This window comes from Parasphingorhabdus sp. (genome assembly GCF_039982415.1).
Classification (GTDB): domain Bacteria; phylum Pseudomonadota; class Alphaproteobacteria; order Sphingomonadales; family Sphingomonadaceae; genus Parasphingorhabdus.
The window spans coordinates 36,908-59,124 of the sequence record NZ_JBDWYL010000005.1 but is presented as its reverse complement, the minus strand read 5'-3'; the positions used below and the strand labels follow the sequence as shown (position 1 = coordinate 59,124).

Annotated in this window: 24 protein-coding genes; 16 read left to right on the top strand and 8 right to left on the bottom strand. The window is 50.7% G+C overall.

Translation table 11 applies throughout. From position 1 onward, the window contains the following. The first annotated feature begins 16 nt into the window (after nt 1–16). The 4 genes from ABJU74_RS05175 (at nt 17) to msrA (ending at nt 3,736) form a co-directional block, all read left to right on the top strand. Nucleotides 17–1,291 carry an O-acetylhomoserine aminocarboxypropyltransferase gene (locus ABJU74_RS05175; RefSeq protein ID WP_348383093.1) on the top strand — a complete coding sequence of 425 codons (1,275 nt, stop codon included), beginning with the start codon at nt 17–19 and terminating at the stop codon, nt 1,289–1,291. 88 nt (nt 1,292–1,379) lie between these two features. Next, a complete protein-coding gene (locus ABJU74_RS05170) occupies nt 1,380–2,582 on the top strand; it encodes a pyridoxal phosphate-dependent aminotransferase (RefSeq protein ID WP_348383092.1) in 1,203 nt (400 codons plus the stop codon). A 229-nt stretch (nt 2,583–2,811) separates the two neighbouring features. Continuing rightward, complete coding sequence (locus tag ABJU74_RS05165; protein WP_348383091.1) at nt 2,812–2,970, top strand: hypothetical protein; 159 nt, start codon at nt 2,812–2,814, stop codon at nt 2,968–2,970. 28 nt (nt 2,971–2,998) lie between these two features. Then, on the top strand, nt 2,999–3,736 hold the full coding sequence (msrA, locus tag ABJU74_RS05160; protein ID WP_348383090.1) for a peptide-methionine (S)-S-oxide reductase MsrA: 738 nt from the start codon (nt 2,999–3,001) through the stop codon (nt 3,734–3,736). A 248-nt stretch (nt 3,737–3,984) separates the two neighbouring features. Here msrA and infC read toward each other — a convergent pair whose 3' ends face one another. The 3 genes from infC to thrS form a co-directional block, all read right to left on the bottom strand. Next, a complete protein-coding gene (gene infC / locus ABJU74_RS05155; RefSeq protein ID WP_348303387.1) occupies nt 3,985–4,524 on the bottom strand; it encodes a translation initiation factor IF-3 in 540 nt (179 codons plus the stop codon). A gap of 112 nt (nt 4,525–4,636) precedes the next feature. Then, nucleotides 4,637–5,128 carry a DUF305 domain-containing protein gene (locus tag ABJU74_RS05150; RefSeq protein ID WP_348383089.1) on the bottom strand — a complete coding sequence of 164 codons (492 nt, stop codon included), beginning with the start codon at nt 5,126–5,128 and terminating at the stop codon, nt 4,637–4,639. Further along, complete coding sequence (gene thrS, locus ABJU74_RS05145) at nt 5,125–7,131, bottom strand: threonine--tRNA ligase (RefSeq protein WP_348383088.1); 2,007 nt, start codon at nt 7,129–7,131, stop codon at nt 5,125–5,127. The genes ABJU74_RS05150 and thrS overlap by 4 nt, the downstream gene beginning before the upstream one ends. Before the next feature lie 337 nt (nt 7,132–7,468). On the opposite strand from thrS, the gene ABJU74_RS05140 reads away from it, so the two are divergent. From ABJU74_RS05140 to ABJU74_RS05110, 7 genes are all read left to right on the top strand, one after another. Beyond that, complete coding sequence (locus tag ABJU74_RS05140; protein WP_348383087.1) at nt 7,469–7,885, top strand: hypothetical protein; 417 nt, start codon at nt 7,469–7,471, stop codon at nt 7,883–7,885. Further along, a complete protein-coding gene (locus tag ABJU74_RS05135; RefSeq protein ID WP_348383086.1) occupies nt 7,882–8,328 on the top strand; it encodes a hypothetical protein in 447 nt (148 codons plus the stop codon). Before ABJU74_RS05140 ends, ABJU74_RS05135 begins: the two co-directional genes overlap by 4 nt. Next, nucleotides 8,325–8,516 (top strand): helix-turn-helix transcriptional regulator, encoded by a 192-nt coding sequence (locus tag ABJU74_RS05130; protein WP_348383085.1) that lies wholly within the window; start codon nt 8,325–8,327, stop codon nt 8,514–8,516. Before ABJU74_RS05135 ends, ABJU74_RS05130 begins: the two co-directional genes overlap by 4 nt. A gap of 60 nt (nt 8,517–8,576) precedes the next feature. After that, nucleotides 8,577–8,930, top strand: coding sequence for a hypothetical protein (locus ABJU74_RS05125; protein ID WP_348383084.1), 354 nt, complete (start codon nt 8,577–8,579; stop codon nt 8,928–8,930). A gap of 57 nt (nt 8,931–8,987) precedes the next feature. Next, nucleotides 8,988–9,734, top strand: a complete 747-nt coding sequence (locus ABJU74_RS05120) for an alpha/beta hydrolase (RefSeq protein WP_348383083.1) — start codon at nt 8,988–8,990, stop codon at nt 9,732–9,734. Between the two features lie 101 nt (nt 9,735–9,835). Continuing rightward, nucleotides 9,836–10,612, top strand: coding sequence for a tetratricopeptide repeat protein (locus ABJU74_RS05115; protein WP_348422662.1), 777 nt, complete (start codon nt 9,836–9,838; stop codon nt 10,610–10,612). A 78-nt stretch (nt 10,613–10,690) separates the two neighbouring features. Continuing rightward, nucleotides 10,691–11,197: a DUF3617 family protein gene (locus tag ABJU74_RS05110; protein ID WP_348383081.1), complete on the top strand. Its 507-nt coding sequence runs from the start codon at nt 10,691–10,693 to the stop codon at nt 11,195–11,197. 17 nt (nt 11,198–11,214) lie between these two features. On the opposite strand, the gene ABJU74_RS05105 is transcribed toward ABJU74_RS05110, so the two are convergent. From ABJU74_RS05105 to ABJU74_RS05095, 3 genes are all read right to left on the bottom strand, one after another. Beyond that, on the bottom strand, nt 11,215–12,846 hold the full coding sequence (locus ABJU74_RS05105; protein ID WP_348383080.1) for a DUF4166 domain-containing protein: 1,632 nt from the start codon (nt 12,844–12,846) through the stop codon (nt 11,215–11,217). Beyond that, nucleotides 12,843–13,271, bottom strand: a complete 429-nt coding sequence (locus ABJU74_RS05100; protein WP_348383079.1) for a DCC1-like thiol-disulfide oxidoreductase family protein — start codon at nt 13,269–13,271, stop codon at nt 12,843–12,845. The genes ABJU74_RS05105 and ABJU74_RS05100 overlap by 4 nt, the downstream gene beginning before the upstream one ends. Before the next feature lie 102 nt (nt 13,272–13,373). Continuing rightward, complete coding sequence (locus ABJU74_RS05095; protein ID WP_348383078.1) at nt 13,374–14,180, bottom strand: hypothetical protein; 807 nt, start codon at nt 14,178–14,180, stop codon at nt 13,374–13,376. Between the two features lie 88 nt (nt 14,181–14,268). On the opposite strand from ABJU74_RS05095, the gene ABJU74_RS05090 reads away from it, so the two are divergent. Both ABJU74_RS05090 and ABJU74_RS05085 read left to right on the top strand, forming a co-directional pair. Continuing rightward, nucleotides 14,269–15,186, top strand: a complete 918-nt coding sequence (locus ABJU74_RS05090; RefSeq protein ID WP_348383077.1) for a LysR family transcriptional regulator — start codon at nt 14,269–14,271, stop codon at nt 15,184–15,186. 56 nt (nt 15,187–15,242) lie between these two features. Continuing rightward, on the top strand, nt 15,243–17,867 hold the full coding sequence (locus ABJU74_RS05085) for an AMP-binding protein (protein ID WP_348383076.1): 2,625 nt from the start codon (nt 15,243–15,245) through the stop codon (nt 17,865–17,867). Nucleotides 17,868–17,879: 12 nt separating this feature from the next. On the opposite strand, the gene ABJU74_RS05080 is transcribed toward ABJU74_RS05085, so the two are convergent. Beyond that, a complete protein-coding gene (locus ABJU74_RS05080; protein WP_348383075.1) occupies nt 17,880–18,614 on the bottom strand; it encodes an SIMPL domain-containing protein in 735 nt (244 codons plus the stop codon). 112 nt (nt 18,615–18,726) lie between these two features. Here ABJU74_RS05080 and ABJU74_RS05075 point away from each other — a divergent pair, with 112 nt between their 5' ends. Continuing rightward, complete coding sequence (locus tag ABJU74_RS05075) at nt 18,727–19,167, top strand: VOC family protein (RefSeq protein ID WP_348383074.1); 441 nt, start codon at nt 18,727–18,729, stop codon at nt 19,165–19,167. Between the two features lies 1 nt (nt 19,168). Here ABJU74_RS05075 and ABJU74_RS05070 read toward each other — a convergent pair whose 3' ends face one another. After that, the gene (locus ABJU74_RS05070; RefSeq protein ID WP_348383073.1) at nt 19,169–20,887 is read right to left on the bottom strand and encodes a diguanylate cyclase; all 1,719 of its coding nucleotides are present in this window, start codon (nt 20,885–20,887) and stop codon (nt 19,169–19,171) included. 107 nt (nt 20,888–20,994) lie between these two features. Here ABJU74_RS05070 and gloB point away from each other — a divergent pair, with 107 nt between their 5' ends. Together gloB and ABJU74_RS05060 are read left to right on the top strand one after the other, a co-directional pair. Continuing rightward, nucleotides 20,995–21,720: a hydroxyacylglutathione hydrolase gene (gene gloB / locus ABJU74_RS05065; protein WP_348383072.1), complete on the top strand. Its 726-nt coding sequence runs from the start codon at nt 20,995–20,997 to the stop codon at nt 21,718–21,720. 71 nt (nt 21,721–21,791) lie between these two features. Continuing rightward, nucleotides 21,792–22,208: a hypothetical protein gene (locus ABJU74_RS05060; RefSeq protein ID WP_348383071.1), complete on the top strand. Its 417-nt coding sequence runs from the start codon at nt 21,792–21,794 to the stop codon at nt 22,206–22,208. Nucleotides 22,209–22,217: the final 9 nt, after the last annotated feature.

Sequence of the window (22,217 nt, the reverse complement as noted above, 5' to 3'; positions counted from 1 at the left end):
TGGAAGGTAGTGCCTCATGACTGATCACTTAGAAACCATGGCCGTTCATGCGGGCACCGAACCGGATCCTGCGACCAATGCGCGGATCACACCAATTTACCAGACGGCGTCCTATGTGTTCGATGATGTCGATCATGCGGCTGATCTTTTCAATCTTGATGCGGTGGGTAATATTTATACGCGGATCATGAATCCGACCAATGGTGCGCTGGAAGGTAAGATCGCGGCAATGGAAGGTGGCGAGGCGGCGCTTGCAGTGGCCTCAGGTCATGCCGCCCAATTGTTGATCTTTCATGTGCTTATGGATCCCGGTGCCCATATTGTTGCGGCCAAGAAACTTTATGGCGGCTCGCTCAACCAACTGGCGCATAGCGTCAAGAAATTCGGTTGGAATGTGACTTTTGTCGATGCCGATATTCTCGATGAGGTCAAAGCCGCTATTACCGACGAGACGCGCTGTGTATTTATCGAGAGCCTCGCCAATCCTGGCGGTGTGGTGCAGGATATCGCCGGCATTGCCGACATCGCCCATGCCGAGGGCATCCCTTTGATTGTGGACAATACAATGGCTTCGCCGGCGCTGTGCCGTCCGATCGAACATGGCGCTGATATTGTGGTGGAAAGCGGTACGAAATTTCTCGGCGGCCATGGGAACAGTATTGCGGGTCTGATCGTCGACAGCGGCAAGTTTGACTGGACAAAAAGCGAAAAATTCGCGTTTCTGAATCAACCCAATGCTTCCTATCATGGCAAGGTTTTTACCGAAGCCTTTGGTCCGGTTGCGTTCATCTTGGCAGCGCGGGCGCTATCCTTGCGCGACCTTGGGCCGGCACTTGCGCCGTTTAACGCGTTCCAGGTCCTGACCGGGATGGAAACGCTCACGCTGCGGATGGAGCGGCATTGCGATAATGCGCTGGCCTTGGCGCAATGGCTGCAAGGCCGTGGCGAGGTAAGCTGGGTATCCTATGCGGGCTTGCCTGACAGTGAATATCACGCATTGGCGCAGAAATATCTCGGTGGCAGAGGCGGTGCGGTTTTCACCTTTGGATTGAAAGACGGATATGAAGCGGGAACCAAAATGGTGTCAGCGGTGAAGATGTTCAGCCATCTTGCGAATATTGGCGACACTCGTTCGCTGATCATCCACCCAGCCTCCACCACCCATAGTCAACTTTCTGGCGAGGAATTGGTTGCAGCCGGCGCCGGCCCTGATGTCGTGCGCGTGTCGGTCGGCATTGAGCATATTGATGATATCATAGAAGATATGCGTCAGGCCTTGGATTCTCTGTAAAAAGCGTTCTGGGGGAAATCACCCGGTTGCACTGCTCGGTTAACACTATTATGCGCTGGCTGTAATTTCCTTGAAACAGGATTCTCAGATGCCCCAACTTTCTAAAGCATTAGGTCGTATTCAACCCTCCGCTACCATGGCCATGTCCGGACGCGTAACCGAGTTAAAGGCACAAGGTATCGATATTATCGGTCTGTCGGCCGGTGAACCCGATTTTGATACGCCTGATTTTGTCAAGGAAGCCGCGATTGCGGCCATTCGGGACGGCGATACAAATTATACAACGGTTGATGGCACAACGGCTTTGAAAGAAGCGGTTGCGGCTAAGTTTCTGCGCGATAATCAGCTCAGCTATACGCCTGCGCAAATTTCGGTAAATGGCGGCGGCAAACATACCTTGTTCAACGCTCTGGTCGCCACATTGGATCCGGGTGACGAAGTGATTATTCCCGCACCTTATTGGGTCAGCTATCCTGATATGGTCAATTTTGCTGGCGGAACGCCAGTCATTATCGAAGCCGGCGCGGATCAAAATTACAAAATCACACCGGAACAGTTAGAAGCGGCGATCACGCCAAAAACCAAATGGCTGATCCTGAACTCTCCATCTAATCCAACCGGCGCAGCCTATAGCGGTGATGCCCTGAAATCATTGGGCGCGATATTGAGCAAATATCCCCAGGTGATGGTGATGACCGATGATATGTATGAACATATTTGGTATGCGGATTTTCCGTTCACAACAATCGCCCAAATATGTCCGGATCTCTATGATCGCACCTTAACCGTTAGCGGTTGTTCCAAAGCTTATGCGATGACCGGTTGGCGGATTGGTTTTGCAGGTGGCCCGGAATGGCTGATCGGAGCGATGCGCAAATTGCAATCGCAATCAACATCCAATCCCAGTTCGATTTCGCAAGCAGCAGCAGTGGCCGCGCTCAATGGTCCACAAGAGTTTCTGGCGGAACGTAACGCCGCTTTCCAAAAACGTCGAGATTTGGTGGTATCGATGATGAACGATACGCCGGGCCTGCATTGTCCAACTCCGGAAGGCGCCTTTTATGTCTATCCTGATGCCAGTGAACTCATGGGCAAAAAGACGCCTAAAGGCAAAATTATCGAGAATGACCAGGATCTGATCGGATATTTTCTGGATGAAGCCCAAGTCGCAGCCGTGCATGGGGCAGCCTTTGGACTCTCCCCGGCCTTTCGGATAAGCTATGCCACTTCGGAAGATATTTTGCGCGAAGCCTGTACCCGAATACAGCGCGCTTGTGCCGCACTGACTTAGTTTTATCGCGCAATTTGGCCGTTGGTTTCGGACTCGATCTTGTCGAGCAACCGCCAAGGCGATAGGCAAGCACAACGCCTTGTGGCGGAAACTCTAAAGTTTCTCTTCACAGGCTGAAACTGAATGTCGTCCTGTGATACTGTTCACAACGCGGTCAGCATTTCTATATTATCTGTGTAACCAAATCGGGGGTCGCTTCGAATATTGAGGTAACCACAAGGATAATGACATGCCGAGTTTTTTGAAATCAGACCTGACTTATAGCCTGAGCGGCGGTTTCCTTTTGGGTGCGCTCGCTTTGTTTTTCATGCAGCCGAGCGAAGATCAGCAAGAGTTTAGCCAGAATTTGTCATCGACCGTGACAGAAGTAAAGCAAGTGCTAAGCTGAAATTTCGGGTCGAGACGAGGCGTTTGATATGAGTAGATTCCTTCCTAAACTAGCAATAGCAGGCATGAGTTTTGCCGCGGCAAGTGCGATATGGTCTGGCGTCGGTGCGCCCTCGCCATTGAAACAGCAAAGCCCCAGCTTGTTCACCAGCGAGGCGCATGCCGCCGAAAAAGCGACGATTATTCCAGCCCCTCGCGTCAATAGCGCTGAAAAAGGAAAACGGGCCGTTACCATTTTTGCCGGCGGATGTTTCTGGGGAGTGGAAGGTGTATTTGAACATACCAAAGGTGTGATCAGCGCCGTTTCAGGCTACCATGGCGGAAGCAAGCGCAGCGCGTCTTATAAGCTCGTCAGCGCGGGGTTAACCAATCACGCAGAAGTTGTGCGCGTTGTATATGACCCCAGTGTGGTTAGCTATGGCAAGCTGATGCAAGTCTTTTTCTCGGTAGTCGCCGACCCCACCACGCTGAATGCGCAAGGTCCGGATCGCGGCAAACATTATCGTAGTGCCTTAATTCCAACCAATAATGTGCAAGCCAAAGCGGCCCGTGCCTATATTGCTCAGTTAAACCGGGGCAAATATTGGAAGCGGCCGATTGTGACGAAAATTGAGCCTTACCAGGCCTTTCATCCAGCGGAACGATATCATCAGGATTTCATGCAGAAAAATCCGCGCCAAGGATATATTGTGCGATGGGACAAGCCAAAAGTCGCCAATTTGAAGCGTCATTTTCCTAAGCAATATCGTTCGAAACCAGTTAGTTAATCTCTGACTGGAAAAGTCGCGCAAAAAGTTGGGCCATGCTTAACCCGCTGTTAGTCCGATGCTGCCATAAACGGCAGCGAAGGGCATGAGCGCAAATGGTAAGTCAAGAATTCGAAATTATTGTTGCATTGGCTGCGATTGCGGTTGGTGTCGCATTTCTCTGGGTTGCGCGCACGCATCCTCAATAGCAATGTTTCTGAACCGCTAGGCGCGTTAAACTGGGTCGCTATGCAACCCAATATTATGGCTTATTTGGGACACAATACCATCAACATTTGACGGCCTTCCAACTTCGGATAGGCTTCCACCTTGGCAGTTTCTTTGGTGTCTTCCTGGACCCGTTGGAGAAGCTGCATACCAAGCTGCTGGTGTGACATTTCGCGACCGCGGAAGCGCAAGGTCACTTTGACCTTGTCCCCATTGTCGATAAATTTATTCACGTTGCGCATCTTCACTTGATAGTCATGATCGTCAATATTCGGACGCATCTTGATTTCTTTGACGTCCTGCACCTTTTGGGTTTTCCGAGCGGCATTAGCCTTTTTCTGGGCTTCATATTTAAACTTACCAACATCGAGAAATTTTGCGACGGGCGGTGAAGCGTTCGGAGAGACTTCAACAAGATCGAGACCGACATCTTTGGCACGCTCTATGGCTTCGCCGGTATTCATGACACCAAGGTTCTCTCCCCGGTCGTCAATCACCCGAACCGTGTCGGAGATGATCAAATTGTTGAAACGCGGACCGCCTTTGACGGGCGGTGTGGGACGGCGTGGTGGTGCAGCTATGTTAAATACTCCTAATCGTTGTAGTGAAGCGGGCAATAGCGAGAAATTGCTGAAGCCGCAAATTGTTATCTATAGTTAGTGTCTGCAAAGCCTCGGATCAATGGCCGGTTGATTATTCTGGGTCGGCGGGCGTGACTTGCGGAATATCGGCCACTTTGGGTGTATTCTCCAGGGACTTTGGCAATAGCGATTGGTTTGCCGGCAGCGCTTCGCGCTTTTCCATCCAGGCTTGCATCTGATCGATTTCTTTGCGCTGGCTTTCGATTATTTGCTCCGCAAGCGCTCGCGTTTCGGGATCGCTCCCATATTCGAGGACAATTTCAGCCATTTCGACTGCGCCTTGATGATGCGGAATCATACCTTGCATGAAGGCGATATCCGGATCGGGGTCGATGGTTTTGCCCATATCTGCATGCATTTTGGCATTGGCGCGAATATAGGCTTGAACCGCAGCATTGCCTTTGCCGGATTCCGGTTTGTCTGCCATTTTATGATCCATTGTCATGGCAGCAGTTTCCACGCTGCCTCCATCTTCGTCAACCGGTTTGCAGGAGGTCAGCACCAGCGCGCCAGTTACCATGAGGGCAAAATTTCTTCTCATCATTCTATCTCTCCCTTCAAGTCCGGCGCCAATGCTTCTTCCGTTAGCATGGCAATGGCGTCCTCGATGCTTAATATCATCTGTTCTTTCTGCCCCAATTTGCGCAGAGCAACCTTGCCTTCTTCGGCCTCACGCATCCCGACGACCAAGATATTGGGTATCTTGCCAACACTATGTTCACGCACTTTATAGTTGATTTTCTCGTTACGTAAATCGGCCTCGACGCGTAGACCAGCGGCCCGCAGCTTCTCGGTAATTTGCTGCGCATAGTCATTGGCGTCGGTTACGATTGTGGCGACCACAGCTTGCGTCGGAGCCAGCCAAAGTGGCATTTTACCGGCAAAATGTTCAATCAAGATGCCTATGAAGCGTTCATAGGATCCGAAAATGGCTCGGTGCAGCATCACTGGGCGATGGCGCGCGCCATCTTCTGCGATATAGCTGGCATCAAGACGTTCCGGCAGCACACGGTCGGATTGAATCGTGCCCACCTGCCAGGTCCGGCCGATGGCGTCGGTCAGATGCCATTCGAGCTTAGGCGCATAAAAAGCGCCCTCTCCGGGCAGTTCTTCCCAGCCATATTCTTCGGTGGCCATGCCCGCATCAATAACCGCTTGGCGCAATTCCCCTTCGGCTTTGTCCCAGTCTGCATCAGAACCAAATCTCTGCTCAGGCCGCAGCGCCAATTTGATCGAATAGCCGCCAAAACCCATATCTTTGTAAATCCGGTCGGCGAGGGCACAAAAGGCGCGAACCTCTTCAACAATCTGATCTTCCCGGCAAAATATATGGGCATCGTCCTGGGTAAACTGCCGCACGCGCATTAAGCCATGCAGCGCACCATGGGGTTCGTTCCGGTGACAACAGCCATGTTCAAATAGGCGCAAAGGCAAATCGCGATAACTTTTAATGCCTTGCCGGAAAACCAAAACATGGGCTGGGCAATTCATAGGCTTAATGGCCATCATATCTGCATTAGATGAGATGACGGGCGCATCATCTTGTGTATTGGGTACTTCGTCGGGGACGACGAACATATTTTCGCGATATTTACCCCAGTGACCGGATTGTTCCCATTGTTTGGCGTCCATGATTTGCGGTGTTTTTATTTCATCATAGCCCGCTTCATCTATCGCTCGGCGCATATAGGCTTCTAGCTCCCGCCAAATCACAAAGCCTTTCGCGTGCCAAAATATACTGCCCATGGCTTCGGACTGAATGTGGAAAAGATCCATTTCCTGACCCAGTTTGCGATGATCACGCTTGGCCGCTTCTTCCAGCCGCACCAGATGGGCTTTCAGTTGTTTCTTGTTGAGCCAGCCGGTGCCGTAAATGCGTGACAATTGCGGATTGCGCTGATCACCGCGCCAATAAGCGCCGGAAACCCGGGTCAATTGAAAGGCTTGCGGATCAAGCTTGCCGGTCGACGGCAGATGGGGACCGCGGCACATGTCCATCCAGTCATCACCGGACCAATAGACGCTAAGCTCTTCGCCTTCGGGCAATTCTGCTGCCCATTCCGCTTTGAACTTTTCGCCATCTTTTTCCCATTGGGCAATCAGATCATTGCGATCCCAGACTTCCCGGCGCAACGGTTTGTCCGCTTTGATGATCCGCCGCATTTCTTCCTCGATTTTGGGAAGGTCATCATCCGTAAACGGGTCTCCTGCAGGAGCGAAATCATAATAAAATCCATCGTCGGTGGAAGGGCCGAAGGTGATTTGCGTGCCAGGAAACAGATTTTGAACCGCTTCAGCGAGCACATGAGCAAAATCATGGCGCGCCAATTCTAGCGCTTCTTCTTCGTCACGGGCCGTGATGAGCGCCAACTCGGTGTCCACTTCCAATGGACGCATTATGTCGCGCACTTCGCCGTCAATGCGGGCCGCCAGCGCCGCTTTGGCAAGACCGGGTCCAATATCTGCCGCGATCTGTGCGGGAGTTGTGCCCGATTCCACTTCACGCGCGCTGCCGTCGGGAAGGGTGATTTTGATCATGTCGGTCATCGGGTTTCAATCTTTAAAGTTCACACAGTTCTCACCAAGAACGCCAGAAAACGGCGACCCATGGATTTTTATTGCCTTAGTCCATGGTAGCATCAAGTCAACCGCCGCGAGCACAGAAGGCTTTCCCAGGGGCGGAAAGTTCTATGGACTTAAAGTAAAGGAAGCTTGACATTTGTTTTTATCCTCGTCATAAAGTCAAGGTAACATGACATTTTGTCAACTTAACTTGAAGGAGATTCTTGATGAGAATGAAAAAAATTGGCCGCTGCTCGATCGCGCAAAATGCTGATGTCGCTATGTGGGCCAGCCTTGCGATATTGTTCATGGCGATGTTCCGGTGAGTGAACAATCCCCCAGAAGTTTTCGGCAACGCATCTACCATATGTTGAAGCCGGATTGGGTCTTTGCTTTTCTCTTGCCCGTCAGTGTTATCATGCTGATCGCCGAGAATCTGAACCCTGAGCCAGTTATAGCGGTGGATCCGTTGATCAAAATCTTAGCCATTTCCGGACTGACATCAGTGATCGCTTTCATTGCCACTTTCGCGGCTGCCATGGATCGACGGAAGGTGGAGGACTATTTCTTCCAGCTGATGATCAACGGCGCAATCGTCGGAATAGTTTCCACATTATTTGTCAATCTGACTTGGGACCTATTTTATGGACCGTTGATGGGTGACGATATTATCGCGGTTATGCTGGCAAGTTGGAGTCTGGGCTATTTCTTTTATCGGATAAGGGGGCTGAACACATGAGCAACGCCAGCAAGCAACCTGAGCATGGTCAACCGGGATTGATACCAAAATCAAAAATTCCGCCGTCGATGAAGCGTTATTTCTGGCGCATGGGCATATTCATGACCGCTTATATGGCTATACTGATTTGGGGTTTGTCTCTCAAAAATTCTGCCAGCCCTCCGGAAGGAGCTGTCATCTATGGTCTCGCGATCCTGACCGCCTTGCCGATGTGCGCGGTTTTCTGGACTGTGTTCCGTCTGCTGGTTGAAATGGAAGATGAATATCAGCGTTTTTTGGTCGCCAAACAGATTATGTTAGCCACTGCGATCACTTTATGTGCGGCAACCATTTGGCAGTTTCTAAATGTCTATGGATTGATTATCGAAGGACCTCAATGGTTCGGTGCTATCTGGCTGGCTTCATTTGGAATTGCCGGCGGCATTGTGAGGTGGCGAGCGTGAAGAACAGGTTGAAAGTTTTGCGTGCGGAACGCGATTGGTCGCAGGCCGATCTGGCCGACCAGTTGAATGTTTCGCGGCAAAGCGTCAATGCCGTGGAAACGGGAAAATATGATCCATCCTTGCCGCTCGCGTTCAAAATTGCAGCGCTATTTGGCATGGCGATAGAAGATATTTTCAGCGTCGACTAATTATTATGTGGCTGGGCTGGTAATCAAATATAAACCACGATCGGTTATATTTTGCCGGTTATGAGCAATAACCAATCTATCTGGCACCGCGATGCCAAAGGCGCGCGCAAGCGCACAGTGCGAATTGAGACAATCGGCAAAACTTTTTTGTTTTTCGAAAATCAATGGCGCAGCGAAGCCTATTATTTTGGTGATCTGGTTTATCGCGGAATGTCTGCTGGTTCTCATATTTTCGGGCTGGAAGATGGTATCAAGGAACGACCCCATTGGGAATTGGGTTTCCATGGTGACCCCCCGACAGAGTTGATGGCGGCCTTGCCAAAAATGAAACAACCTATGCTCAGCGGTATTGGCATGTTGATAATTGCCTTTCTTTGCCTGGGCATCGTCTATTTTGGTTCACCGCACGTTTGAGTTGATTGGCTTGTCCTCTCTGCGTAGGCAGGACAAAATTCTCAACGGAAGACGGTCATGGAAGAAGATATTCATTATCTGCAGCGCCCCGGTGGAGCCGATTTGGCATATTGCTATCGGCCAGCAAAAGCAGGCGTGAAGGGCACCACTTTGGTTTTTTTGCCGGGTTACATGTCCGATATGGAGGGCGGCAAAGCCATAGCGCTCGATGCGTGGGCGGAGGCACAAGGCCGGGCTATGCTGCGTCTGGACTATGCCGGCTGCGGCGCTAGTGGTGGCGAATTTGAAGAGCAAACTTTGATCGACTGGCGCGATGATGTCCTGTTCCTCATTGAGAAAGTGACGACAGGATCAATTTCCTTGATTGGCTCCTCCATGGGAGGATGGCTGATGCTGTTAGTAGCCCTCGCGAGACCGATGCGCGTGAAAGCGATAGTTGGCGTTGCCGCAGCACCGGATTTTACCGATTGGGGTTTTTCGCAAGAACAGAAAATGACAATATTGCGGGAAGGCAAGCTGGAGGAGCATAGCGATTATAGTGATGATCCTTATGTCACCACCAATAAATTTTGGCAGTCCGGGGAAGCCAATCGGTTGCTCCACAAAGAGATTGCCTTCGACGGGGCGATGCGTTTGCTCCACGGTCAGAATGACGCGGATGTTCCCTGGGCCTATGCATTGGAAATTGCCAAAAAAACACGTTCATCCGATGTGCAGGTCCATTTGATAAAAGACGGCGATCACCGGTTGTCGCGCGATCAAGATATTGCCTTGCTGATCGATGTGATCTCACGGCTCAGATAAATTAATGCCATGTGCAGGCCGCAGTTTTTGCATCCTGTTCAACGGTTCAATCAACAGACCCTGCAATGGTTACGGGGCGGAGTTTAGTAATGCTCTCACCTATGATTTTTGTCCTCCTGCAATCCGCAACGCCTTTTGGTTCTCCGGTTCCGGACATTATCAATCCCTCTGCGCCGATGACAATGTCAGAAGTGCGGTTTAATGAATGTGTCGATTTGGCGGTGGATGATCCGGCAAGCGGCGTGGTCGAAGCGAATAAATGGCGGATCGAAGGCGGTGGCTTCTTGGCGCGTCACTGTCTCGGCTTTGCTTATGCCGAACAATTTAATTGGGGCGCCGCAACCAAAAGTTTTGCTCAGGCGGCCTCCGAAGCCGAAGTGGCAAAATATCCTCGTGTCGCCAATTTTTGGGCGCAAGCTGGCAATGCAGCTTTGGCCGGCAACCAACCGGACAAGGCGTTGGAATATCTCAACGCTGCATTGGTGCAAGGCAGCTTGATTGGATTGGAAAAAGGGGAGGTTCATCTCGATCGCGCCCGCGCGCATGTCGCTCTTAATGATTATGCAGCCGCCACAAAGGAATTTGCTATGGTCCATAAATTGGCACCGCAAGATCCATTGGGTTGGCTCTTATCTGCCACATTGGCGCGGCGCATGGGCGATTTGCCATTAGCCTTAGCAGATATTCAAGTGGCCGCTAGATTGGCGCAGCGCGATCCTGCCGTGGCTCTGGAAACCGGGAATATTGCTTATGAAGGCGGGGATACCGAGCAAGCCAAAATAAATTGGGAAAAAGCGATTAGTCTCGATCCGGAAAGCCGGTCCGCGACAGTGGCTAAAAAATATCTCGGACAATTGGTAACCAGCGTGACCGAGTAAGATTTGCCTTACAGGGCTTCCCAATTTGTTGGTTGGCCGATACAAACAGTGGCACATAATCAAGAAAGCCATTTTGCAATGACCAATAAATTTATTTTACCCTTGCTGTCTGCCCCGCTGATGCTCGCTGCTTGCAGCGATAGTGGAGATGGCAGCCCGATTGCTGGACAATATAAGCAAACGGTCAAAATCACCACACTCGATTTTCCTGGCATGACCGAAGACGTTAAAAAACGCACGATCGCGCAAATGGAGCGTGCTGCCGGCGGTGGTACGGGCGGTTTATTTTGTATGCAGGGCAATGATAATGGCGCGCAATGGAAAGAAGCGGCCAAACAAATGTCAGGGGCTTTGGGCGGTCAATGTGAAACGTCAAAAGACGACGGGTCGGCCACCACAATTGATTTGGAAATGACCTGCACCGGAACTGGCAAAGGCGATATTGGCATCGAGATGACCGGACAGGCCAATAGCCAAGGATATGAAAGCGAGATGTCCTTTGATATTAAAGAGCCAAATTCCGGTGAGACTGCCAAGCTGGCCATGAAAATTGGTGCGGATCGGCAAGGGGATTGTCCGGGCTAAAACCCGTAACGCAATCGCTATTTGACCGGCTTCAACCAGCCGCGATAATGCACCATCAACCCGAATAGCGGTAATGTTATAGGGACGTCAAAATTGAAAATCCCTGCTTCTTCCCATTCGCTTGCCGTCGATTGGGGGGCAAGGAATAGGGGCAAGGGAATGCGCCAGAATGTCCAGCCTTTGAGCTGCATCTTCAAACCATCCGAGGTCACCGGCAAAGTAAAGTAAAAGCGAAAAGGACCAAATCTTTCCGTTAGAAATTGCCCTGATCGTTCTAAGCGACTAGAAAATTTTCTCCCCGAAAAAGACCGTGTCCAATTTTCACCGCGATCATCGACCTGAATATGGACATGCAAGTCATGGGTGCCCTTAGGCGGAAAACCGAAAAGTCTGGCGGCAATTTTTGCGACAATATTGGAGCCGGTTTCCACTCTGGCTTCCCCTTCAAACCCGGCATCTCTGACACTGTTGTGCAAATTTTGTAAGCGGCGCGGTAAGTGATCATAATCGGGACCAATAACCCGGCGATAGAGTGATGGATCGCGGAGGATCGTGCGCGTTTCATGGTCTATGGCGCAGCGATCGAATAGCGGCTGAAATTCTTCCAAGTTTAGCAAATTGCCCGCGTCATAGGCGCCGGCGCTCATCTGATTGTTCAAGATTTTCTCAGACAATAACACAGCCGCAAAAGTTGGAATGAAAGGGCCGTCGCCATTGCGTGCGATCAAGGTCCAAATTTTCTGGCAGGCTTTGTCATTTTCTTGTCCATAAATTTCTACCTTCATGGCTGAAATGTCAGAGCCCCATGCGCGGGTTAAATTTTGAATTTTGAGCAATAGTACAGATAAGGGCGTTAAGGATTTGATCCACTTCCAACGAATGAGCCAGCTCGCGATCCACAGGCTCCGATTTTGAAAGTCTAACTCTGTCCCCGCCCGAAAGGTTACCGCAGGTGGAGGATGAAATGCTTTCACTAGCAGCGTAAGATCGGGTACATCCGCAAGGCCCACCGACCGTTTCCCAGCGCTCCAACCGTTAGACAAATCAAACTTGATTTTGCAAAAATCTTGCCAGCCGTAAAAAATTTGCCACCTACCCCCACGCATTAATTGGATCGGTTGACCCACATAGTTGAGGATTGCTTCCGTTACCGACCGTCCTGCTGTCGCTCTATTCGAGGCGCTAATAGCCATGTCTATGGTTTCGGGTTTGAGGTCGGGTGAAACCAAATGACGAACCACCGCTCCAGACAGAGCGGGAACACTGGAAGCACCGCTGATGATAGGGATACCCGCAGATATAGCTGCTTCACTATGGCGATTGATTGAACACACAAATGCGCGGCTGTCTGCTAGGTCGAGATAAGCCGTTTTTGCTGCGATAGATTGTTGAACCAAATTATCGCTGGAGTTTTGAAATGGCCCCGCAGCATCAATGATCAAATCCGGTTGATAGCATTCCAAAACAGAGCTTATATCGCCCGTACGATCTGCTGCCACCGGCACGCAATTTTCGCATTTTTCACAGAATTGTTCTGCTTTTTGTATATTCCTCCCTGCCACTAAAATTTTGTAATCGCGCCGCGCTAGCTCGGCGGATAGACGCCCACCAAAGCCACCATAGCCTCCGAAAAGCAAAATGGTTTTCACAGGATCCGGTCTTTATCTGCAGCTTGGGGTACCCAGCATGTCTCCCGTTTGCCAAATATCCGATAACGGTTGCGCGCAACAAACAGATACAGGCGATCTCGCAGGAATGCGGGAATTATAAGGGCCATATTGGCAATTTTCCAAGGCCAACCGAGGCCGTCATATATGGCCAAAATGGCATCACTATTGCGTAATAGTTGCCCATTTTGAACGACGATGAGAGTTTCGGGTTCGGATGGATCAATTCCATATTTCCGATATAACCTGCTGCCATATTTTCCTTGCATCGGTGCCAGTAAAAATTGCTGTCGTTGATCATGTTTCAAGATGAACTGCGCATTTGCTGAACATAAAATACACACAGCATCAAAGACGATTATCGATTTTCCTGGAGGCAGTGCGGAGATGTCATGCGGATAAGACATGCATCTTCTATCTACCGAATAGCCAGAAGTTTCAACGCCATGAAAAAAGCAATTTGTCTTTAATTGGCTCGAGTGATCAAAAGCCCGATATTATATTATCGTCTAGTCTTTGGGCGGTTGTGCCTTTCCGTTTACCGACATACGATAAAATTCTATTTTTCGGGCGCCCGAGCGAATATAGGGCGCGCTGGCTTTATAGGCGGCTGTTTTTTGAACCTGTTCAAAACCATCAGCAGTTTCCCATTCGACAAAGGTCAATTGGTTGGGCGCCTTTAATGCAGTGGCATGGGCTTCCATTTTGGGATTGTGCATTTTGAATATGAATTCACCACCCGCTGCGTGTACCGCCGTTTCGATACCGGATAGATAATTTTGATAATCATCTGGTTTTTCTGGATTGGTCCAAGCCACCACCAATGTATAAAATTTTGCTGGATCAAAGAGCAAATTGAGATCATTTTCCACCGCAGCGCTATATATGCGCAATTCATGCCAGGCTTTGGGTCGCTGGGCTTTGATCGTTGGCCAGCTTTGGTGACCGGTCAATTTCATTTCCGATGCTGCATCGGGATAGGAAAAAAAGATTAAACCCGTCGGCTCGAAATCACTGATGACGGCCGTGTCCACTTTCAGTTGAGCCTCGCGCTTCAGGCCAAATTTCTGTCCCAGTGGCAGCGCTTTCCGGTAGTAAGATTGGCGCTCTCTTTGGGCGGCGTGATCAGCCCTCGCTTCGGGCATGATGATAGAGAGATATTGGCCCTTTTTTACCTTCAGTCGGACATCGGCAGTGCGCTCGGCTGGCCGGGATTGCGGTTCTGTATCGGTCTGAGCGAAAGCGCCGGTGCTGGCTGCGGCCATAATCATGGCTATGGCGGGTATAAATGAGAGCGCTTTGAAAGTGCGGGGCATAGATCGATATCTTCCGTTCTGACATTGAGTGAATGGAGTTTTGTTGCGGTATCGCACCTCAATAAAGCAAGTTTTCTGATATTTGTGGATGAATATCATTTCATTTTGGTGCAATAATGCACCAATGGAAAATTGGGATGACTTTCGATTCATTTTGGCTCTGGATCGGGCCGTGACAATCCGATCGGCGGCCGCGATATTGGGCGTGACGCACAGCACCGTGTCCCGGCGCCTGGCTGTTATCAATAGACGCTATGGCAAACCTGTATTTGAACGCATTGCCAGCGGCTATAGAAAAACAGAACTGGGCATAGAATTGGTCAGCGCAGCGCGGCAAATGGAAATGCTCAGCTTCTCTGCCGACCGTCGGCGCAAAGCCAGTGAAACTGGACTATCGGGTCCGATAACGCTGTCAATTCCGGATGTTTTGGGGCAGTTTTTGTTGCGCGATTATATCGCCGATTTTTGCCATCAATATCCCGATATCAGATTATCAGTGCAGAGCAGTTACCGATTTGCCGATCTCGATCGATCAGAAGCAGATGTGGTCATCCGCAGCGTTGCAAATCCACCGGAGCATTTGATCGGCCGGCGTTTATTTCCTTATGCATTGAGCTATTACTGCCAGCGCGAGTATCTCAGAATGACAAAAGCGGAAGATCGCTGTTGGATTGCGGCATCAAACCCGTTCGGACCATCGGACTGGCTGAGCAAAAGCCCCTTTCCGGACGCCCCGATTTTGATGATTAGTGACGATATCACGCTGCGTCAAAAGATGATGGCCCAAGGCCATGGGATGATCCGCAGCGCTTGCTACATCAATGATCCTGATCCGGAAATTGTCCGCATACCTAAAGCCGGTTCGCCTGTGCCGGCTGCTGACTTTTGGGTTCTTACCCATCCTGATCTTAAAGATACGCCGCGCATCAAATTGTTAATGCGGTTTTTAACTGAGGCTCTGATCGAGAATCAAGCGTTGATAGAAGGGCGGACGGTGGACAGTTGAGAAGCCTGTTGATAGGCGACGTTCGGCAAATGCGCTGAGATGAATAGGGGCTAATCATGGCATTGGACGGAAATCGGGTCATCGCGATTGAGAAAGTGAGTTCCGTCGCCTATTTGCAGGCTGTTTTCGCGGCCTGGAATGCTGGGGATGTCATCATGCCCGTGCCATCCGGCCAAGATCTTCCCGATACCGGGCTGTCTGTAGATGATCGGGTGGACATTAGTCCTGGCGGCGGTTGGTTTTCGCAGAGCTTGGCTCCAGACCCGAGCCCAAAGCCCGCACAGATTAGTCTGACTTCGGGAACCACCGGCACACCGAAAGCGGTCCTGCTGAGCCGGCGGGCGCTAAGCGATGTAACCTCGCGGCTCATTGACATTATGGCGATGGATTCGTCCATCCGGGAATATATTGGCGTGCCGGTGACCTTCTCCTTTGGTCTTGGTCGAGCTCGCGCGATAGCAGCCGTGGGCGGACAGGCTTTCCTGCCGGAGACGGGCTTTCGGCCGGATCAAATAGCCGCAATGCTCACCGATGGTCAGATTAATGCCTTATCTGCTGTGCCGACCATGTTACGGCTTTTGATCAGCCAACGAGATTTGTTCCTTTCCTGCGGCGACAAGCTGCAATGGTTGGAAATTGGTAGCCAATATATGAGTGGATCGGAAAAAGCCGATATTCGCGCGATTTTTCCGAATGCGCGGATTGTGCAACATTATGGTTTGACTGAAGCGTCTCGGACGACTTTCCTAACCATTAGCGATGCTACCGAAGCAGCACTGGAAACCGTCGGCCGACCCACCGGCGCAGCCGATGTGAAAATCGACGATGATCGGCGTATTTGTATTTGCGGCCCGCATCTTGCTGATGGAATATTGACGGACGGAGCAGTGGAGCCGCTGGCTCAAGCGGATGGCTGGCTCGTTACCAATGATCTCGGATCACTGGAAAACGGCTTATTGACTTATCACGGCCGGGCCGATGACTTGCTCAATATAAGCGGTATTAAAGTGCCCGCAGAATTGTTTGAGCAGCGGTTAAGCGATCAAATGGAAAAAGCAGCCGGTCAGTTCGCCGTAGCGGGCCGCAATGATCCGCTCAGGGGATGGGCGGTAATGGTTGTTTACGAACCCGAAGTCGATCCGGCTGCTTTGCACAGACATACGCTTTCGGTTGCATCAGAATTTGGTCTAGCACCAACGGATTGCGTTCTGGTTCCGGTATCCGCGATACCCAGGACCGATACCGGAAAAATTCAACGCAAACAGATCACCAAATTATATGACAATGCCCAACCCTATCAGGCGCTAGCCGGAAAATTTGAACGGGACGGCGATAAGATAAGCGCGCCTCTATCACCGACTGAACAAAATATTGCCAATATATGGGCGGAAGCCTTGGGTATTGAGAATGTGACAGCCGACGACAATTTTTTTGATATTGGCGGTGACTCGTTGTCAGCGATAAATCTCATGTTACGAGCCGAGCAAGCGGGGCTTTCCAAAGACATGATGGGGCATATTTTTGATGGCCACAGTGTCCGGGACATAGCCCGGCTGATCGATCAACAAGACACCGCGGGTTTGCCAGACGACGCGCGAGAAGATGCGCCCGTGCAGCGTGGGCAATTGGCGCAGCTCAGTGATGCCCTCAACAGCACCCGGGGTTTGCTCGTATTGCTGGTCATTGCAGCCCATTGGATGCCCTTTTTCTTTGATCGTATGGGGCCATTTAAGGAAGCAGCCTATCAATGGAGCTTCATTCCTTTTCGGCTCGGCACTCCCGGATTCGCAATGGTTTTCGGGATGGGTCTAGGGTTGCTCTACATGACTGTGTTGGAAAAATCACCTGAGCGCCTCCGGCGAAAACTGTCTTCCAATACCATAATCTTGGCCGTTGGCGTGGGTCTCAGCGCTTTGGTGATAGCGATACGCATGGCATTTACTGATGGTTTTCCTCCAATATGGCCTGAAAAGCTGTTTTACACCGTACTGCTCTTTTACCTCATGATCGTCCCGACATCCGGGTTTTTGCTAAAAGCTGTGCGGTTGCTCCCGTCGCGCATATGGGGTGCTCTGCTAATCGCAGCAATCGCTTTGGCTTTATCGACATTTTTCCGTTTCATACTTGCTGATACTGACGTCACCGGTTGGTTGAGTTTGGGCCGGCTCATGCTCATTGCCCAATATTCTTATCCTCTGATGCTCGTCGAAGTCGCCATTGGTGTCGCCATGGGACTATGGCTGCGGGATAATCAGCATCGAACAGATTTGGTACGACAGTCGGTTACTTATGGATTGATCCTTCTCATTGGGGGCGGCTTACTTGTACCATTGGTTGGGCGAGACTGGTTGATCGAGGCTGGCCAACCCCTCTCTTTCCCCGCCTTTGCAGGCTGCATCTTGTTGCTATTTGCTGCGTTTAAAATAGCGGCTCAGCTGAACGTTGCGGTGATGACCACGCGCTTGTTGGTCATCACCGGCATATTGGCCTTTCCAGCCTTTGTGGGCCACGGATTGGTTATGCCGATCAAGGACATATTGATGGAGCTGGGTCTTCCCTATCTTTTTGCGCTTGCCATAGCCGTTGGTCTTTTTGTCGCGGCTGCCTGGCTATCCTATAGAAAGCTCTACTTGATCTACTATGGCCATATGTCCCCAGCGAACAGGGCTAAGAATGTGTAACCCAAAGCGGGTCTAGTCGAGATAGAAATTGACTGTCGTCACCACCCGGACTTTTTTATAAGGAGTATCGGTAACCCCATAGCCGCCACCGTCACCATCGCGCGAATTGATCGAAAAATATCCTTGGGTTGCGGATTTTATTCCGCCGACATCGGTACCGCTGTCTTTGGCAAATTGTTCCGCTGACTTGCGCGCATCTTTTGTGGCTTCGGCAACCATTTCCGGTTTTATTTCATCTAATTTGGTGAACGTGTAGCTCATGCCTGAACCGTCTTCGAGGACGACTCCCCGGCGTACGAGATCAAATTGCCGGGCAACGGCCGCTTGGGCTTTTTCAATATCGTCCGTGCGCAAGGATAACCGCTGTCGCACAGTGTAGCGCGTGATGCCGTTGCTGGTATATTGGTTCACATTGGCGCCGGTTGGTTTCAAGGCATCCGCTTTAAAACCCAATTCATTGAAAAATTTTGTTATGGCTGCGGTGTCGCGATCCATATCGGCTTGGGCTTCGGCAAGATTGTTGCTTTGCGCGCTATAGGCAATCGTCCAGGTGGCCAGATCTGCGGTGACTTCGCGTTCTGCCAATCCGCGGACCGTCACACTGCGGTCAGCCATTTTGGAACGTAACAATCCATCGCCCAACAAATAGCCGCCAGCGATCAATCCAATCGTCAGCAATCCAGAGCATAATAATAATATATTGTTTTTCTTATCTAAAAATTTGGTGTGTTCGATATTCTCAGTCATAGCTCTTTCCCTCTCGATCCAAGCGATCTAAACTGTCCTTGCCACCCTGGTACGGCTTTGCTTCAACTGCGATGAACCGTTTCTGAATAGCGATGAATGGAGACTACCTCTGATGCCGATTCAATATTTACACACCATGCTGCGCGTCAGCGACCCCGATGCCACCGTCAAATTTTTCAATTTGCTCGGACTGGAGGAAGTGCGGCGCTATGACAGTGAACAAGGCCGTTTTTCGCTTATTTTCTTAGCGGCGCCGGGGCAGAAAGATGTGGCTGAAGTCGAACTGACCTATAATTGGCCGGCAGAAGATGGCAGCGCGGAAGACTATAATGGGGGGCGAAATTTTGGCCATTTGGCCTATCGAGTCGATAATATTTATGAGCTGTGTCAGACATTGATGGATGCCGGCGTGACGATTAATCGTCCGCCTCGTGATGGCCATATGGCATTTGTGCGGTCGCCCGATAATATCTCGGTGGAGTTGCTGCAAGCGGGCGATCGATTGCCTGTTCAAGAGCCATGGGCAAGCATGGAAAATATCGGCGAGTGGTAATCTAAGCCACTTTTTTTGATTTGCGCGGTGCGGTCAGTTTCGGAAAAGATACTTTCCGTATCGGCGCATCGTTACAGCTTACTCGATTTCGGCCGGCATTTTTGGCCTGATATAAAAGCTTGTCCGCTTTTGCATAAATATTGGCAAAGCTCTTGTTCCGATCCGCTTCGGACAGATGATAAAGCCCGCAGCTGGCCGTGACAGGGCCGATTGTCCCAGGGACATTGTGGATGATCTGGCGCGCTATTCCCTGGCGCAATCGTTCCGCTTCTTGCAACGCATTGGGCGCTTTAATCAGCAATACAAATTCTTCACCGCCAATGCGTGCAGCGGTTGATTTTGTGCCGGCATCGAGGGCGCGGGCGGCGACAGCCAAAACCATATCACCGGTCTCGTGACCATGCAGGTCGTTGACTTGCTTGAAATGGTCCAGATCAAAAATTGCCAGCGCGGTAATGTCCGCACGATGGTCGAGATATTCGCGTTCAATTGCGCGGCGATTATTGAGCTGTGTCAAAGGATCGGTATCCGCCAGCTCTTCTAATGTAATTGCTTGGATGCGGGCAGTGTCCCGTTGGCGTTTCACGATCATGAAGCGATCGGCGACACCCAATGCGATCACTGTGATCTCAATGGCGGCAGCCGCATAGAACAGATGATCGAACCAATAAGGTGCACTGTGCAAGGTCAGGCCGCGAGATAATCGCTCCACCGCAACCAACAGCATGGGTGTCCAGCCAATTAGCTGAAATTTGGCAGCGCGACTGCCGTTCCACAATCCTTGGGAAATGGAAGCAACAAACAGGATCAAAACTGGCGCGAAGGCCAAGAAATATAGCATATTGGCATTGGGACGGATAATCTCGATCTGAATATTGGTCACCATAGCCATGGTCATCAGCCAGAGCACCGCCCAGCGCAAAGCTTTGCGCAGAACAGGCGATAATTTTCCTTCCTCGAGAAAGCAGGCCGCAAACATTGAAGCAGAGGCGACACCGGCCGCAAATATCAGCGGTGTGAATGTTGCCAAAAATTCAAGACGAAGTCCGGGCCAGATGTAGAATATCAAGCTGGAGGAACAAACCGTATACGCTAGACAAGCGGATGTCATGGCCAAATGCCAAAGCAAAAACCGTTCTTTTAGAATTTGATAGAAGGCAATATTATAAATGATCGGGGCAATGGCGAGGCCAACAAAAACACAAATGATCAGCAAGATAGCTTGCGATTGTAATCCATCTTTCACATTGTCGGTAATCGTCGCCTTGGTCAGCATACTGTTCATCCAGGGATGATCGATGGCCACAGCAATATTCGCGATGCGAGATTCGATAGCGGGAATCTCCAGCGCCATCACCGAGCCGGTCTGCCATCCTGAAATTGCTTCTTGTGGAGACCATTTGCGCGAAGAAATATTGCCGTCCACATCCTCTACAAACATAGTGATTGCGCTGAACCTACTGATGTCTGTCATCAGATAATGCTGTTTGGTATCGTGACTGATACGCGGGTGATCGAAGAATAGCCAGGATCGCGGGCCTTCAATGCTCCAGCGTTTATCACCACAATTTTTAAGCTCAGGCTGTGCGAGAATATCCGCAAAATCAAAATCCAGGGGAGTTTGCGCTGTACACGCTGCTTTGCCTGAAGGCGCGGCGAGGACAGGGGTGGTCCAAGCCATTCCCAAATGAATCAGCAGCAATAGCCAAAAATACCGCATTTTGCGTCCCCACATCCCGAGCCTGTTTCTTAGCGTAACGGCCTTGAAATAAGGTTAATTTCCCTTTTGGCATTTGCGGCTTGCGGTTAAGCTGCTATCTTTGCCTTATGGCACTCGAAATCATCAGAATTCCCGTATTGTCCGACAATTATGTCTGGCTGGTTCATGAACCTGAATCCAAAGAAACCATGGTCGTCGATCCTGCCGTTGCAGATCCGGTTCTGGCGGAAGCGCAATCGCGCGGTTGGACCATAACGCAAATTTGGAATACCCATTGGCATCCAGACCATACCGGCGGAAATGCCGCGATTAAGGCTGCGACCGGGTGTAAAATTACTGGACCAGAAGCCGAGAAAGAGCGCATTCCGACACTGGATGTCATGGTGAAAGAAGGTGATGCGGTGCGTCTGGGGTCTGTTACCGCTGCGGTGCTCGATGTCCCGGCCCATACCGCCGGGCATATTGCGTTTCATGTAGGGGATGAACAGGCGATATTTGTCGGAGACACGCTTTTCGCCATGGGTTGCGGACGATTATTCGAAGGCACCGCTGCGCAAATGTATGACAATATGCAAAAATTGGGGCAATTACCCGGAGAAACCATGGTCTATTGTGCCCATGAATATACTCAGGCCAACGGGGAATATGCTTTGGTTGCCGAGCCGGACAACCTCGCCCTGAAAGAACGGATGGACGCGGTGCTGATTGCAAGGGCTAAAGGCGAAGCTACAATACCTACAACCATTGCGCTGGAAGCCGCAACAAACCCCTTTATGCGCGCAAATTCAGCCGAACAGCTGGCCGAACGACGGGAAGCCAAAGATAATTTCTGATCGCTGATTTCTTTTTTTGGAGCGTTTATGATATGTTATCGCGTTGATGGGGGCGTCGAAGGAGAATCGTCATGCGTAAAGTTATTTTCACATTACCCCTCGCGCTGATGCTTGCAGCGCCAGCAGCGTTGAGCGGCACCGCAGAAGTGAAGCTCAGCGAAAAGGAACAGGCCAGTTTTGACAAGATTGTCGAAGGTCGCACCGCCGGAAAACCGGTGAGCTGTATTAGCCGGAATGATCAGAAAAATATGCGCGTCGTGGGCGATAAATATCTCATCTATAGCCGCACAAGAAATGCCAAAACTGTTTATGTCAATCAGCCGCATGGCGGTTGTCGTGACGTTGATCGGCACACGCTGGTTACACGAAGATTCTCGGGCAATCTGTGCCGCGGGGAAATTGGATTGGTAGAAGATTTTAACAGCGGCGCCTTTGTTGACAGCTGCTCGTTTAGTAGCTTTGTACCCTATACCAAAACAGAAGGGTAGTCGGTGAAG

Excerpts from the sequence above, each read along its gene's own strand:
- gloB (WP_348383072.1), top strand. The coding sequence starts at position 20,995 with ATGGCACTCGAAATCATCAGAATTCCCGTATTGTCCGACAATTATGTC.
- ABJU74_RS05095 (WP_348383078.1), bottom strand. The coding sequence starts at position 14,180 with ATGCCCCGCACTTTCAAAGCGCTCTCATTTATACCCGCCATAGCCATG.
- ABJU74_RS05150 (WP_348383089.1), bottom strand. The coding sequence starts at position 5,128 with ATGATGAGAAGAAATTTTGCCCTCATGGTAACTGGCGCGCTGGTGCTG.
- msrA (WP_348383090.1), top strand. The coding sequence starts at position 2,999 with ATGAGTAGATTCCTTCCTAAACTAGCAATAGCAGGCATGAGTTTTGCC.
- ABJU74_RS05175 (WP_348383093.1), top strand. The coding sequence starts at position 17 with ATGACTGATCACTTAGAAACCATGGCCGTTCATGCGGGCACCGAACCG.
- thrS (WP_348383088.1), bottom strand. The coding sequence starts at position 7,131 with ATGACCGACATGATCAAAATCACCCTTCCCGACGGCAGCGCGCGTGAA.
- ABJU74_RS05165 (WP_348383091.1), top strand. The coding sequence starts at position 2,812 with ATGCCGAGTTTTTTGAAATCAGACCTGACTTATAGCCTGAGCGGCGGT.
- ABJU74_RS05170 (WP_348383092.1), top strand. The coding sequence starts at position 1,380 with ATGCCCCAACTTTCTAAAGCATTAGGTCGTATTCAACCCTCCGCTACC.
- ABJU74_RS05110 (WP_348383081.1), top strand. The coding sequence starts at position 10,691 with ATGACCAATAAATTTATTTTACCCTTGCTGTCTGCCCCGCTGATGCTC.
- ABJU74_RS05085 (WP_348383076.1), top strand. The coding sequence starts at position 15,243 with ATGGCATTGGACGGAAATCGGGTCATCGCGATTGAGAAAGTGAGTTCC.
- ABJU74_RS05100 (WP_348383079.1), bottom strand. The coding sequence starts at position 13,271 with ATGTCTTATCCGCATGACATCTCCGCACTGCCTCCAGGAAAATCGATA.
- ABJU74_RS05115 (WP_348422662.1), top strand. The coding sequence starts at position 9,836 with ATGATTTTTGTCCTCCTGCAATCCGCAACGCCTTTTGGTTCTCCGGTT.
- ABJU74_RS05070 (WP_348383073.1), bottom strand. The coding sequence starts at position 20,887 with ATGCGGTATTTTTGGCTATTGCTGCTGATTCATTTGGGAATGGCTTGG.
- ABJU74_RS05060 (WP_348383071.1), top strand. The coding sequence starts at position 21,792 with ATGCGTAAAGTTATTTTCACATTACCCCTCGCGCTGATGCTTGCAGCG.
- ABJU74_RS05075 (WP_348383074.1), top strand. The coding sequence starts at position 18,727 with ATGCCGATTCAATATTTACACACCATGCTGCGCGTCAGCGACCCCGAT.
- ABJU74_RS05120 (WP_348383083.1), top strand. The coding sequence starts at position 8,988 with ATGGAAGAAGATATTCATTATCTGCAGCGCCCCGGTGGAGCCGATTTG.
- ABJU74_RS05090 (WP_348383077.1), top strand. The coding sequence starts at position 14,269 with ATGAATATCATTTCATTTTGGTGCAATAATGCACCAATGGAAAATTGG.
- ABJU74_RS05080 (WP_348383075.1), bottom strand. The coding sequence starts at position 18,614 with ATGACTGAGAATATCGAACACACCAAATTTTTAGATAAGAAAAACAAT.
- ABJU74_RS05135 (WP_348383086.1), top strand. The coding sequence starts at position 7,882 with ATGAGCAACGCCAGCAAGCAACCTGAGCATGGTCAACCGGGATTGATA.
- ABJU74_RS05125 (WP_348383084.1), top strand. The coding sequence starts at position 8,577 with ATGAGCAATAACCAATCTATCTGGCACCGCGATGCCAAAGGCGCGCGC.